This is a genomic window from Puniceibacterium antarcticum, from assembly GCF_002760615.1.
Taxonomy (GTDB): Bacteria; Pseudomonadota; Alphaproteobacteria; order Rhodobacterales; family Rhodobacteraceae; genus Puniceibacterium; species Puniceibacterium antarcticum.
In genome coordinates this window covers 1-12,620 of record NZ_AWWI01000188.1, presented here as the reverse complement: position 1 = coordinate 12,620, position 12,620 = coordinate 1, and the positions used below count along the sequence as shown (strand labels likewise).

The 12,620-nt window shown below is 59.2% G+C and carries 13 protein-coding genes and 1 pseudogene; 6 read left to right on the top strand and 8 right to left on the bottom strand.

Going from position 1 to position 12,620, the window contains the following annotated elements:
• Positions 1 to 49: 49 nt before the first annotated feature.
• A complete protein-coding gene (locus tag P775_RS28350) occupies positions 50 to 226 on the bottom strand; it encodes a hypothetical protein (RefSeq protein ID WP_180287610.1) in 177 nt (58 codons plus the stop codon).
• A 320-nt stretch (positions 227 to 546) separates the two neighbouring features.
• Positions 547 to 2,835, bottom strand: coding sequence for an adenosylcobalamin-dependent ribonucleoside-diphosphate reductase (locus P775_RS27270; protein WP_099913940.1), 2,289 nt, complete (start codon positions 2,833 to 2,835; stop codon positions 547 to 549).
• 187 nt (positions 2,836 to 3,022) lie between these two features.
• Here P775_RS27270 and P775_RS27265 point away from each other — a divergent pair, with 187 nt between their 5' ends.
• The 3 genes from P775_RS27265 to yghU all read left to right on the top strand — a co-directional run bounded on the left by P775_RS27265 (position 3,023) and on the right by yghU (position 4,993).
• On the top strand, positions 3,023 to 3,454 hold the full coding sequence (locus P775_RS27265) for a DUF1489 family protein (RefSeq protein ID WP_099913949.1): 432 nt from the start codon (positions 3,023 to 3,025) through the stop codon (positions 3,452 to 3,454).
• A 125-nt stretch (positions 3,455 to 3,579) separates the two neighbouring features.
• The gene (locus P775_RS27815; RefSeq protein WP_143521017.1) at positions 3,580 to 3,888 is read left to right on the top strand and encodes a hypothetical protein; all 309 of its coding nucleotides are present in this window, start codon (positions 3,580 to 3,582) and stop codon (positions 3,886 to 3,888) included.
• Between the two features lie 241 nt (positions 3,889 to 4,129).
• Positions 4,130 to 4,993, top strand: coding sequence for a glutathione-dependent disulfide-bond oxidoreductase (gene yghU, locus P775_RS27255; RefSeq protein ID WP_099913938.1), 864 nt, complete (start codon positions 4,130 to 4,132; stop codon positions 4,991 to 4,993).
• Positions 4,994 to 5,084: 91 nt separating this feature from the next.
• Here yghU and P775_RS27250 read toward each other — a convergent pair whose 3' ends face one another.
• The 4 genes from P775_RS27250 to dgcN form a co-directional block, all read right to left on the bottom strand.
• Positions 5,085 to 5,267 (bottom strand): CsbD family protein, encoded by a 183-nt coding sequence (locus tag P775_RS27250; RefSeq protein WP_099913937.1) that lies wholly within the window; start codon positions 5,265 to 5,267, stop codon positions 5,085 to 5,087.
• A gap of 234 nt (positions 5,268 to 5,501) precedes the next feature.
• Complete coding sequence (locus P775_RS27245) at positions 5,502 to 6,365, bottom strand: D-amino-acid transaminase (RefSeq protein ID WP_099913936.1); 864 nt, start codon at positions 6,363 to 6,365, stop codon at positions 5,502 to 5,504.
• A 28-nt stretch (positions 6,366 to 6,393) separates the two neighbouring features.
• Positions 6,394 to 7,359, bottom strand: a complete 966-nt coding sequence (dgcA, locus tag P775_RS27240; protein WP_099913935.1) for an N-acetyl-D-Glu racemase DgcA — start codon at positions 7,357 to 7,359, stop codon at positions 6,394 to 6,396.
• A 128-nt stretch (positions 7,360 to 7,487) separates the two neighbouring features.
• Positions 7,488 to 8,489: an N-acetyltransferase DgcN gene (gene dgcN, locus P775_RS27235; protein WP_099913934.1), complete on the bottom strand. Its 1,002-nt coding sequence runs from the start codon at positions 8,487 to 8,489 to the stop codon at positions 7,488 to 7,490.
• A 274-nt stretch (positions 8,490 to 8,763) separates the two neighbouring features.
• Between dgcN and P775_RS27230 the strand changes: the two genes are divergently transcribed.
• The gene (locus P775_RS27230) at positions 8,764 to 9,720 is read left to right on the top strand and encodes an L-malyl-CoA/beta-methylmalyl-CoA lyase (RefSeq protein ID WP_099913933.1); all 957 of its coding nucleotides are present in this window, start codon (positions 8,764 to 8,766) and stop codon (positions 9,718 to 9,720) included.
• Between the two features lie 4 nt (positions 9,721 to 9,724).
• Here the strand turns inward: P775_RS27230 and P775_RS27225 are convergent, their stop codons facing one another.
• Positions 9,725 to 10,168, bottom strand: a complete 444-nt coding sequence (locus tag P775_RS27225; RefSeq protein ID WP_425439937.1) for an Lrp/AsnC family transcriptional regulator — start codon at positions 10,166 to 10,168, stop codon at positions 9,725 to 9,727.
• Between the two features lie 81 nt (positions 10,169 to 10,249).
• Between P775_RS27225 and P775_RS27220 the strand changes: the two genes are divergently transcribed.
• Both P775_RS27220 and P775_RS27215 read left to right on the top strand, forming a co-directional pair.
• Complete coding sequence (locus P775_RS27220; protein ID WP_099913948.1) at positions 10,250 to 10,843, top strand: LysE family translocator; 594 nt, start codon at positions 10,250 to 10,252, stop codon at positions 10,841 to 10,843.
• Positions 10,844 to 10,917: 74 nt separating this feature from the next.
• On the top strand, positions 10,918 to 11,880 hold the full coding sequence (locus P775_RS27215; RefSeq protein ID WP_099913931.1) for an acetyl-CoA carboxylase carboxyltransferase subunit alpha: 963 nt from the start codon (positions 10,918 to 10,920) through the stop codon (positions 11,878 to 11,880).
• Between the two features lie 312 nt (positions 11,881 to 12,192).
• Here the strand turns inward: P775_RS27215 and P775_RS27210 are convergent.
• Positions 12,193 to 12,620, bottom strand: a pseudogene (locus P775_RS27210) (transposase); the annotation flags it as partial.

Below are 12,620 nucleotides of genomic sequence, written 5' to 3'. Positions count from 1 at the left end.
TGCCATCTGTGTCGTCGATGCCAAAGGTAAGGTGATGCTCGAAAAGGAACTACCCTATGAAGTTGGCGATATCGCCGATTGCCTGAACAGCTCCGGTTACCTTTGGGCACACCCCTTCCTGAAGGGCGCGGAGCTTGCGCAGATGCCACTCGAAGCGGCGCTTGAGCGCGAACTCGTTCTCGTAGGGATCGGCGAAGCGTGCATCAATGAACTTGATCTTCGTCATAGAGGTCCTTTCTGGCGCGTTGCGCCAAGCCCTCGAGCAGAGGCTCTGCAGGAGGGGGAGGTTGGAAAGAACCCGGCCGGATTTGCCCTGAGGGATGCCGAATGTGCGACCAGCCGTCAACGGCGCCCACCAGGGCGAAGCGCCGCCACGGCGCATCACAGGCCGCGAATCCACCAAACGAGCAAGTCATTGATATAAAAAGAAACCACCGGCTGCAGCGCAGCCGGTGGCCCTTAATCCTGTGCCGGAATGGACAAATTACCCCGGAAATGGACAAGATTTAGTGGGTCCTACACGACATAAATGAGCTTACCTTATGTCTATTGACATTTCGAGTGTCCACAGCTCGCGCAGGTCATGCATCCTTCGATCATTCTCAAATCAAACTGACCGCACGACGGGCAGGGTTTTCCGCGAGGCAGGTCTATGCCGACAACCTGTGCTTTCGGATCAGACTTTAGCCCCATGCCTTCGCCCTCAAGGAACCCGGTGAGGATGAGGTGCTCTTCGATCACACCACCGATGGCCGCGAGGATCGAGGGGATGTACTTGCCCTTGACCCAAGCACCGCCGCGCGGATCGAAGACGGCCTTGAGCTCTTCGACCACAAAGGTAACGTCGCCACCGCGCCTGAAGACAGCCGAGATCATACGCGTCAGGGCAACAGTCCAAGCGAAATGTTCCATGTTCTTGGAGTTGATGAAGACCTCGAACGGTCGGCGGCGTCCGCCGACGATGATGTCGTTGATGGTGAGATAGATCGCGTGTTCACTGTCGGGCCAGCGCAGCTTGTATGTGTTGCCCTCAAGCTGTTGCGGGCGGTCCAGAGGTTCTGACATGTAGATCACGTCGCCATGGGGCTGCCGGGGTTCTACCTCTTCCGAAGTGACCACTTCGGGCGCGGGCTTCTTTTCCTCCGACACCGACAGGACCGAACCCGTCACGTCGTTAGGGCGATAGGTCGTGCAGCCCTTGCAGCCGGAATCCCAGGCCGAAAGGTAGACTTCCTTGAAATCCTCGAACGAGATGTCTTCCGGGCAGTTGATCGTCTTGGAGATCGAAGAGTCTACCCATTTCTGTGCGGCGGCCTGCATCCGGACATGGTCCAGCGGCGCGAGCGTCTGGGCATTCACGAAATACTCAGGCAGTTCAACATCGCCGAACTTTTCGCGCCACATCTGCACGGCGTAGTCGACGACCTCTTCCTCGCTCCGGGTGCCATCCTTTTGCAGAACCTTGCGGGTGTATGCATAGGCAAAGACCGGTTCGATCCCCGAAGATACATTCCCGGCATAGAGTGAGATTGTCCCGGTTGGAGCGATGGAGGTCAGCAGGGCATTGCGGATGCCATGTTCGCGGATCGCATCACGCACATCGCCATCCATCTTGCGCATGGTGCCACTGTTCAAATACGCCTCGGCGTCGAAAAGCGGGAAGGCGCCCTTTTCCTTGGCCAATTGAACCGACGCAAGATAAGCCGCGCGTGCGATCTGGTGCAGCCAGTCTTCGGTCTGACGGGCCGCCTCTTCCGAACCATAGCGCAGTCCCACCATCAACAGGGCATCGGCAAGGCCGGTCACACCCAGACCGATGCGGCGCTTGTTGCGGGCCTCTTCAGCCTGCTGCGGCAGCGGGAACCTAGATGCATCCACGACGTTGTCCATCATCCGCACGGCGGTCGACACCAGATCGTCCAGCGCAGTCACGTCCAGCGACGCGCCCTCGCCGAACGGATCCGCCACCAGACGCGCCATGTTGATCGACCCCAGCAGGCACGCGCCATAAGGTGGCAGAGGCTGTTCGCCACAGGGGTTGGTCGCGGCGATCTGTTCGACATAGCTCAGGTTGTTGGCCTGGTTGATGCGGTCGATAAAGATCACGCCCGGCTCAGCGTAATCATACGTAGCCTTCATGATCCGGTTCCACAGATCGCGCGCCTGCACCGTGCGATAGACCGTGCCATCGAACATCAGATCCCAGGAACCATCCGCCTTGACCGCATCCATGAACGGGTCGGTGATCAATACGGACAGGTTGAACATGCGCAGACGGGCACTGTCTGCCTTCGCGGCGATGAAATCCTCAACATCCGGATGGTCGCAACGCATGGTGGCCATCATTGCACCGCGGCGCGACCCGGCGGACATGATTGTGCGGCACATCGCGTCCCAAACATCCATAAAGGACAGCGGGCCAGAGGCATCCGCCGCAACGCCTTTGACGCTCGCACCCTTGGGGCGGATCGTGCTGAAATCATAACCGATGCCGCCGCCCTGCTGCATGGTCAGCGCCGCTTCGCGCAGCATCTCGAAAATTCCGCCCATGCTGTCAGGGATAGTGCCCATGACAAAGCAGTTGAACAGGGTGACAGAGCGTTCCGTGCCAGCACCGGCAATGATGCGTCCTGCGGGGAGGTATTTGAAATCCTCCAGCGCAGCATAGAATTTTTCTTCCCAGAGCTTCGGCTCGGTTTCGACCGCCGCTAGTGAACGAGCGATGCGCCTCCAAGTATCTTCGACGCTGGAGTCGACGGCGGTCCCGTCCGCATCCTTCAGGCGATATTTCATGTCCCAGATTTGTTCGGCGATCGGGGCGGCAAAGCGGGTCATGTGGCGATTCCTAAGTGCTGGATTTGGCAGTGCAGGGGGACTAGATAGCGCAGAACGCCGCCGGATCACAACGGCTGTCAGTGGAAAAAACGGATAGACTTACCTTCGGTAAAATACCACAGCTTGAAGCATTTTGCCAACAGACTACAATATGTATGTCGTTTTTCGACAGACTAGGGACATAACTATGGATGAACACACACATATCCTGAAACTCAGCGTTGGGACAGAGTCGGTCGAGGATCTGGCCGACTGGCAGGCCTCCGCGCGGGCACAGGGACCGGACAGTTTACCGCGCCACATCACGCGGATGTGGCCGAAACGCGAGGCCGAGATCTTGAACGGCGGCTCTATCTACTGGGTCGTCAAAGGGTTAGTGCAATGCCGCCAGCGCATACTGCGGCTAGATGAATACGAAGGCGGCGATGGCGTCCGCCGCTGCGCCATAGTGCTTGACCCAACATTGGTCCGCACGAGCCCGGCACAGAAACGCCCGTTTCAGGGTTGGCGCTATCTCACCCCTGCTGATGCGCCTGCCGACCTTTCAGGGAAACGTGCACTGGACGACGACCTTCCCCCCGAACTAGCCGGGGCACTGGCCGATATCGGCGTGCTTTAAGGACGACACCGCAAACGCGAAACGCGCCGATCGAAATCAGCGCGCTCTGGAGATAGACTGAACGCAGAGCTTAGAACCCGACGCTGGACAATGTTCCGCTGCACGCGTTCCGGTCGGTCTTGAGAATGCTGCTGGTTACCGCATTGCCCGGGATCCAGATCAACCGAGTCGCGGGCGAAATAGATGCCGACGCCAAAGCTGGGGGCAAACCAGTATTTCGGCATCAGGTCCGTGCTAAGATTTGTCTGGCTCACGCCATTCTGCTTGACCGAGTCAAACCTGACGTCCAGATCGAAGGAGAATTGCCCAAAAGCCAGCGTTGTATCGAACTGCGCTGTGCCGCCATCGAAATTCTGACCGCCATCGCTGTTATAGTTATTATAGCCCAACGTAACAGCGGTGCCTTAAGCGTCTTGCGCAGCGGCGACCTATAAGGTGCCGACGGTGATGATTGCCGCGGCGGCGGCGGAAGTAAACGTATTCATTAAGGGCCTCGGAAATGTGGGGTTACTTCCCCCTGATGCCATACAGCGTCAGGCCGGGCAATAGAGGCAAAAAACATTTCGGGACCTGACCCAATACGGGCTTAAGTGCAGTGGATTCCTCTGTCTGCCGTGGTAATTTTAGCTCAATGTCCTAAATGGAACATAGACAGACACACAAGGACTTGACCCTATGACCGACACCTACACGCCACCCAATGTCTGGACCAACGACGCCGCGTCGGGTGGCAAGTTCGCAAGTATCAATCGCCCCACTTCCGGTGCGACTCATGACAAGCAATTGCCGGTTGGCGAGCATCCGTTCCAACTGTATTCACTTGCCACACCCAACGGCGTCAAGGTCACCGTGATGTTCGAAGAGCTGCTGGCCGCCGGTCACGCAGGCGCTGAATATGACGCCTGGCTGATCAAGATCGGTGATGGCGACCAGTTCGGAAGCGGCTTTGTCGGTGTGAATCCGAATTCAAAGATCCCCGCGCTGATGGATCACAGCGGCGATGCGCCTAAGCGGATCTTTGAATCCGCCGCGATCCTGTTGCATCTGGCCGAAAAATTTGGCGCCTTCCTAGGCAAACCCGAAGACCGTCCCGAGATGCTGTCCTGGCTTTTCTGGCAGATGGGTTCGGCGCCCTATCTTGGCGGTGGTTTTGGCCATTTCTACGCCTACGCGCCTGAAAAGTGGGAATACCCGATCAACCGCTTCACGATGGAAGCCAAGCGCCAACTTGACGTGCTTGACAAACGTCTGGCCGAGGTACCCTTCATCGCGGGGGATGACTACACCATCGCCGATATGGCGATATGGTCCTGGTACGGACAGCTGGTTCTGGGGAGGCTCTATTCGGCCGCGGAATTCCTGGATGTGGAAAGCTACACCAACGTCATGGCATGGGCTCAAAAGATTGATGCCCGTCCAGCCGTACAACGGGGCCGCATGGTAAACCGCGCCTTTGGAGAACCAGAAACCCAGCTACACGAACGTCACGGCGCGTCAGATTTTGACACCAAGACGCAAGACAAGATCGCAGCGGAGTAAGAGCCCTCCCAAATTAGGTCGGGCCCTGACATCGTATAGTCAGGGCCCGCATCGACCGGATCAAACCGGCACATCTAAAACAGTTTTGCAGTCAGACCTTGTTGCCCAAGGCACCCTTGACAGCACCAGACGCTCTTTGCACGTCCCCTTTTAGCTTCTGTGCCTTGCCTTCGGCTTGAAGCTTCTTGTTTCCCGTCGCGCTGCCGACAGCGTCTTTTGCTGCGCCTGCGGCTTTGTTAGCGTTACCTTTTGCCTTGTCTGCAAGTTCACCCATGATGTTTCCTTCTCAGGTGGGATGCAGCGGCAAAGCGGTTATCGCAATGCCAAGCTGCATGTGGGTAAAACACGCAGACACGACTTTGGTTTCCAGCGCCCGATCACGACTCGGTGTAACCGCTCCCACCAAGACGGTCACCTGTCGAACCTCAATGTCATTCAGGCACTGAAACAGCGCGGGGCGATATAAGCAACGATTGCCCTGCGTATTGCGGGACACGGTGCCTTGGGATCAGATCGCCATCTTCAGGCTTTCTTCCAGATAGATCTCGCGCAAGCGCTTCGCACGATGCCCAGGCTTGCCATCGCCAACCGCCGTCCCGTCAATCTCGACCACCGGCATGACGAAAGCACTCGCAGAGGTTATGAAGGCCTCATCCGCGCCCTGGGCCTCTTCGATGGAAAAATTACGCTCTTCCACTTCCATCTGCGCTTCAGTCGCGAAACGCAGTACGGCAGCCCGGGTGATCCCGTGCAGGATATCGTTGGAGAGCGCGCGGGTGATGATCTTGTTGCCCTTGACGATATAGGCGTTGTTCGAGGTACCTTCTGTTACGAAACCATCCTCGACCATCCAGGCATCGTCGCATCCAGCCTTTTTCGCCATCATCTTGCCCATAGACGGGTAGAGCAGCTGCACCGTTTTGATGTCACGACGGCCCCAGCGCTGATCCTCTATGCTGATGATCTTCATGCCTGTGTCGGCCATCGGGCTTGTCGCAAGCCCCGGCTTGTTCTGAGTGAACAGCACGATGGTCGGCTCAGTGGTTTCCGGGTCGGGAAAGACGAAGTCCCGATCACCTGGCGCGCCGCGCGTGATCTGCAGATAGACAAGACCCTCGGTGATCTCGTTCACACGGATCAGCTCACGGTGGATCTCAAGCAGCTCTTCCATTGTGCAGGGCGCGCGCAGGTCCAGTTCGGACAGCGACCGCTGCAGACGCGTGGCGTGACCAGGAAAGTCGATAAGCTTGCCTTCCAGCACACTCGTCACTTCGTAAATGCCGTCCGCCATCAGAAAGGCGCGGTCAAAGATCGACACCTTTGCTTCGGTCTCGGGCAGGTAGTCTCCGTTCAGGTAAACGGTGCGGGTCATGGTTCAGGTCCTTCGGTTCGGATCGGGGTCAGCCCCAGAGGGCAGCAAGGGGCGGATGCACACCGCTGTCGTCAAAAAGCAGCGGTTCGAGGCGGTCTTCGGCCAGCAGCAGCGGTCCGTCAAGGTCCGTCACCAGCGCGCCCTGCGCTACCAGCGTCGCCGGCGCCATGGCGAGGGAGGACCCGACCATGCAGCCGACCATCACGTCATAACCTTCGGCGCGCGCGGCATCCCGAAGGGCCAGCGCCTCAGTCAGACCCCCGGTCTTGTCGAGCTTGATGTTCACCACATCGTACTTGCCCTTGAGATGGGCAAGGCTCGCACGATCATGGCAGCTTTCATCGGCACAGACCGGCACGGGCCGGTCGATCCCGATCAGCGCCTCGTCCTCTGACGCCGGCAGCGGCTGTTCGACCAGCGCCACGCCCAGACGCACCAGATGCGGGGCCAGATCGGCGTAGACCTCAGCTGACCAGCCCTCGTTTGCGTCGATGATGATGCGGGCATTGGGCGCCCCGGCTCGGACGGCCTCAAGCCGCGGCATGTCATCGGGCGTACCGAGCTTGATCTTCAGCAGCGGGCGGAACGCGTGTTTCGCCGCCTGTGCGCGCATCTTTTCGGGGCTGTCGAGCGACAGGGTATAGGCAGTGATCTCCGGGCCCGGCTTGGCCAGCCCGGCCAGTTCCCAGACACGTTTCCCGGTCTTCTTGGCCTCAAGGTCCCACAGCGCGCAATCCACAGCATTGCGTGCAGCGCCTGCAGGCAGCAGATCATAGAGCGCGGCACGGTTCAAAACCGACGGCAGCCCGGCAATCTGCTCGCTCACCGACTCAAGCGTTTCGTCATAGCGGGCATAGGGCACACATTCGCCCCAGCCGGTCACGTCGCCGTCGGTGATCCGCACGGTCAGCACCTTGGCCTCGGTCCGCGATCCCCGGCTGATGGTAAAGACCTCCGCCAGACGGAAAACATCGTGTGTCACGTCAATCTGCAAGACCTCATCCCTTCTTCTCTTTTCAAATACGCAAAAAATCACCGCAGCCCTGTGCGCGAGTCAAGACATGGGGCACATTCGGCCCCTGCGAAGTCTCTCGCAAGGGCCTTGGGAACGGTTCAGCAGGCTTAAAGCGCCGCCAGCGCCTCGGCCAGACGCTCGGCGCCGTGGCGATAGGGATCGACCGCGGGCAGACCCAGACGTGCCTCGACCTCTTCGAGATAGGCGGTCGCCTCAGCGTCGTTCATGTGCTGGGTGTTGATCGAGATGCCCACAACCTTGCACGCGGGATTGGCGACCTGCGCGAGGCTCAGTGCCATGTCGCGTACCGCCTCAAGGGTCGGCAGCTTGTAGCCCGGCAGCCCACGCATATGCTCGCGCGTCGGCTCGTGGCACAGGATCAACGCATCGGGCTGGCCGCCATGGATCAGCGCCAGTGTCACCCCGGAATAGGACACGTGGAACAGCGATCCCTGCCCCTCGATGATGTCCCAGTGATCGGCGTCATTGTCCGGTGTCAGCCATTCGATCGAACCCGCCATGAAATCGGCAATCACCGCGTCCAGCGGCACGCCTTCGCCGGTGATCAGGATGCCGGTCTGACCCGTCGCGCGGAAGGTGGATTTCATGCCCGCCTTGCGCATGTCGCGGTCCAGCGCCAGCGCTGTGTACATTTTTCCCACGGAACAGTCGGTCCCCACGGCCAGCACCCGTTTGCCGGTGCGCGGCTCGCCATTGGCGATGGGATATTGCACGACAGGAATACGCACATCATGCAGCGTGCGCCCCAGTTCCTTGGCCTTGGCAGCCAGATCCGGTTCGTTGCGCAGCAGGTTGTGCAGGCCCGAGGCGATGTCAAAACCCTCTTCGAGCGCCTGAAGCAGCACCTGCTTCCAGGCTTTGGAAATCAGGCCACCACGGTTGGCAACACCGATCACCAGCGTCTTGGCGCCGGCGGCCTTGGCTTCGGCAAGGGTCATGTCAGGCAGCTTCATGTCGGCCTTGCAGCCGTCCATGCGGAACTGGCCGACACAGTTGTCAGGGCGCCAGTCCTTGATGCCCTGCGCAACTTTGGCGGCAAGGGCGTCGGGCGCATCGCCCAGAAACAGAAGGTATGGCGTCTCAATCATAGTAGTCTCCCGGCTGTTGGATTTCGCGGCACGTTAGCCGCTTTGGGGTGCAACTAATGTGCTTTTATCCGGGAATTCCAGTGCTTGCTGCACGATCACTGCGCAAACTTGAGGCAATGCCGAAGAAACGTGCACGGACTGCACTTTCCCTGACGCGCCCGCGCTGCGGCGCAGCGCAATGCTGCAGGTGCAAATTTCCCTTGCGACCCGCTTGGTAATTTAATAACCGGTATGCAATGGAATACGTAACATCCTTTCAAGGAGAGCGCACCGCATGTCCTTTCGCATTCAGCCTGCCCCCGTCGCCCGCCCCAACCGCTGCCAGCTGTTTGGCCCCGGCTCGCGCCCTGCGATCTTTGAAAAGATGGCGGCGAGTGCTGCCGATGTCATAAACCTTGATCTTGAGGATTCCGTGGCGCCGTCGGACAAGGACAGCGCCCGCGCCAATGTAATCAAGGCCATCGGTGATATTGACTGGGGCACCAAGACGCTGAGCGTGCGGATCAACGGGCTGGACACGCCCTACTGGTATCGTGACGTGGTGGATCTGATGGAACAGGCGTCGGAACGTTTGGACATGATCATGATTCCAAAGGTGGGCTGCGCGGCTGACCTTTACGCCGTGGATGCGTTGGTCACGGCGATTGAGCGCGCAAAGGGCCGGACCAAGACGCTGGCCTTTGAAGTGATCATCGAATCCGCAGCCGGCATTTCTCATGTGGAAGAGATCGCCGCTGCCACCCCGCGCCTGCTGGCGATGAGCCTTGGTGCCGCCGATTTCGCCGCCTCCATGGGAATGTCCATCACGGGGATCGGCGGGACGCAGGAAAACTATTACATGGCGCGAGAGGGGGCAAAATACTGGTCCGATCCCTGGCACTGGGCGCAGACAGCGATTGTCGCTGCATGCCGCACCCATGGCGTTCTGCCCGTCGATGGCCCATTCGGTGATTTCAGCGATGACGAAGGCTTTCGTGCGCAGGCGCTGCGCTCGGCGACTTTGGGGATGGTCGGCAAATGGGCGATCCATCCCAAGCAGGTGATTCTGGCGAACGAAGTTTTCACACCGTCAGAAGCAGCCGTCGCCGAGGCCCGCGAAATTCTTGCCGCTATGGACGCTGCCAATGCCAAGGGCGAAGGCGCGACCGTCTACAAGGGCCGTCTGGTGGACATCGCCAGCATCAAACAGGCCGAAGTGATCGTGAAACAATTCGAGATGATCGCGGGCTAGCGTCTCAGGCGCGCTCATCCTTGGGCGACCCCATGACCACATAAGAGGTGATCGCATTCACCTGCGGCAGGGTGCCCAGCACCTCGGTATGGAAATGCTTGTAGGCGGCCAGATCGGCCGCTTCGATCCGCAACAGGTACTCCACAGCCCCGGTGATGTTGTGACATTCACGCACCTCGGGGCTGCGGGCGATGGCGCGTTCAAACGCCTCTTGCGCCGCCTTGGTGTGCTGCCCCAGCCCCACGGTGACATAGGCCACGAAACCGACACCTGTCTTTTCCGGGCTCAGCACGGCGCGATAGCCGGTGATAACCCCTTCCCGATCCAGCGCAGTGACCCGCCGCAGACAGGCCGACGGCGACAGCCCAGCTGCCTCGGCCAGCGCAAGATTACTGATCCGCCCGTTGCGAGTCAGTTCGCGCAATATCTTTTGATCAATGCTATCCATGACGCTCATAAATTGCATTATTTCACCAAAATCTGCAGAGTTTGCAATTCCATGCTGCGAATTCTGTCAGATATTGCGGGCATGACACCTGAAAACCTCCCCGCTCTGCTGCTTTTTGCCTTGGTGTCCGTGATGACACCGGGGCCGAACAACCTGATGCTCATGACCTCGGGGGCCAACTTCGGCTTACGTCGCACAGTACCGCATATGCTGGGCATCGGGCTGGGCTTTCCGATGATGATCATCCTCGTCGGTCTGGGGGTGATGCAGCTGTTTGACCTCTGGCCACAAAGTTATCTGCTGCTCAAGATCGCCTCAGTCGTCTATATGATCTACCTCGCCTGGAAAATCGCCCATGCCGCGCCACCACAAGAGGCCGAGGCGACAGGAAAGCCCCTGACCTTTGTGCAGGCAGCGGCGTTTCAATGGGTCAACCCCAAGGCATGGTCCATGGGGCTCTCCGCGATCACGCTTTATGCGGCAGGTCACGACCTTGGCGCAATGCTCTGGGTGGCAGCAGCCTTTGCAATCTGCGGCGTCCTGTCGACCTCGGTCTGGACGATTGCCGGTCAGCAGGTCCGGCGCGTGCTGCGCGCCCCAAGACGGCTGCGCGCCTTCAACTGGGCCATGGCCGCGCTGCTTGTTGCCTCGCTTCTGCCGGTGCTGATCCACTGAGATCACAGGGCAGAGAGTTGCAATGCCGCCGTCATGCGTTCATATGACGCCAGACACCGAAGCGGAGCCTGTCAATGACCCATTACCTCGATTTTGAGAAACCTTTGGCCGAGATCGAAGGCAAAGCCGAAGAATTGCGTGCCATGGCGCGGGTCAATGAAGAGATGGATATCGAATCCGAGGCGGCAGCGCTGGACCGAAAGGCATCCGACCTTCTGAAAGATCTTTACAAGAAGCTGACACCCTGGCGCAAATGTCAGGTGGCCCGTCATCCTGACCGCCCCCATTGCCGCGATTATATCGATGCGCTGTTTCAGGAATTCACGCCCCTCGCCGGCGACCGGAAATTTTCCGAGGATGATGCGGTCATGGGCGGACTTGCCCGGTTCAACGACCGCCCCGTTGTTGTGCTTGGTCATGAAAAGGGCAATGACACCGGAAGCCGCATCAAGCGAAATTTCGGCATGGCCCGCCCCGAAGGCTACCGCAAGGCCGTACGCCTGATGGAGATGGCCAACCGGTTCGGCCTGCCAGTGATCACACTGGTCGACACGCCCGGCGCCTATCCAGGCAAGGGCGCCGAGGAACGCGGCCAGTCAGAGGCGATTGCCCGCGCCACCGAAACCTGCCTGCAGATCGGTGTGCCGCTGGTGTCCGTGATCATCGGCGAAGGTGGCTCCGGCGGCGCGGTGGCCTTTGCCACGGCGAACCGGGTCGCGATGCTGGAACATTCGGTCTATTCGGTGATCTCGCCCGAAGGCTGCGCATCAATCCTGTGGAAAGACTCTGAAAAGATGCGCGAAGCCGCCGAGGCGCTGCGCCTTACCGCGCAGGATCTGCTCAAGCTGGGGGTCACCGACCACGTGATCCCAGAACCGCTGGGTGGCGCACACCGCGACAGCGCTGCGACCATCGCAGCTGTCAGCGAATGCATTACGGCCATGCTGGGCGATCTCGACGGGCTGAAACCCAAGGCACTGATCAAGGATCGGCGCGACAAGTTTCTGGCCCTTGGGTCCAAAGGGCTTGCTGCCTAGTTCAATGCCACAGCTTGCACCGAGTAGGGCTTTTCGATTTCAGACTGAGACAAAGCACTCACACCTTTCGCGTATAAACCTCTAATTTTAGGACGTTGTAGGAGATTGACCGTTCAGTCGAAATGCTTCAATCAAGATCCGCCCTTGGTAACGTAGGGATTATGGCAACGGATGTTTGCCTGTTTCCCCATCAGGCTGCATGTCGACGCGCTACGACGACGGCCTCCCAGCAGGAAAATACGACGGCGAACAGAGGTGATTTGGTTTGTCTGACAAGGTTCCGGGCGTTTTGTAAGTGGTTTTCCGCCTTGGTTACGCCGCGACCGCGTCTGGCACCGGCTGATTGAAGTAGGCCTGATCGGGCGTTTTGCCGTCAAGCGATGAGTGAGGTCGTCGGCTGTTGCAAAAGCCCAGATAGCGCCCGATGGAGGCGCGGGCTTGCGAGACGCTGGCGTAGGCGTGCAGGTAAACCTCTTCGTATTTAATGGTCCGCCACAGGCGCTCTACGAAGACGTTGTCACGCCACGCCCCTTTGCCGTCTGTTACCGGCAGGTGATTGCAAGCCATCACCGAGAGGCATGCTGATCTTGATCTCCCGGCTCGCCAGAACCTTGATGAAGTCGGTCGATGTGAACTGGCTGCCCTGATCCGTGTTGACTATTTCGGGCTTGCCATGCCGGGTGACGTTGCCCCCAACTTTTATCCAGCGTGAGCGAGACTCCGGGTTTGAGTTTTGCCGA

Excerpts from the sequence above, each read along its gene's own strand:
- P775_RS28350 (WP_180287610.1), bottom strand. The coding sequence starts at position 226 with ATGACGAAGATCAAGTTCATTGATGCACGCTTCGCCGATCCCTACGAG.
- P775_RS27270 (WP_099913940.1), bottom strand. The coding sequence starts at position 2,835 with ATGACCCGCTTTGCCGCCCCGATCGCCGAACAAATCTGGGACATGAAA.
- P775_RS27265 (WP_099913949.1), top strand. The coding sequence starts at position 3,023 with ATGGATGAACACACACATATCCTGAAACTCAGCGTTGGGACAGAGTCG.
- P775_RS27815 (WP_143521017.1), top strand. The coding sequence starts at position 3,580 with ATGCTGCTGGTTACCGCATTGCCCGGGATCCAGATCAACCGAGTCGCG.
- yghU (WP_099913938.1), top strand. The coding sequence starts at position 4,130 with ATGACCGACACCTACACGCCACCCAATGTCTGGACCAACGACGCCGCG.
- P775_RS27250 (WP_099913937.1), bottom strand. The coding sequence starts at position 5,267 with ATGGGTGAACTTGCAGACAAGGCAAAAGGTAACGCTAACAAAGCCGCA.
- P775_RS27245 (WP_099913936.1), bottom strand. The coding sequence starts at position 6,365 with ATGACCCGCACCGTTTACCTGAACGGAGACTACCTGCCCGAGACCGAA.
- dgcN (WP_099913934.1), bottom strand. The coding sequence starts at position 8,489 with ATGATTGAGACGCCATACCTTCTGTTTCTGGGCGATGCGCCCGACGCC.
- P775_RS27230 (WP_099913933.1), top strand. The coding sequence starts at position 8,764 with ATGTCCTTTCGCATTCAGCCTGCCCCCGTCGCCCGCCCCAACCGCTGC.
- P775_RS27225 (WP_425439937.1), bottom strand. The coding sequence starts at position 10,168 with ATGGATAGCATTGATCAAAAGATATTGCGCGAACTGACTCGCAACGGG.
- P775_RS27220 (WP_099913948.1), top strand. The coding sequence starts at position 10,250 with ATGACACCTGAAAACCTCCCCGCTCTGCTGCTTTTTGCCTTGGTGTCC.
- P775_RS27215 (WP_099913931.1), top strand. The coding sequence starts at position 10,918 with ATGACCCATTACCTCGATTTTGAGAAACCTTTGGCCGAGATCGAAGGC.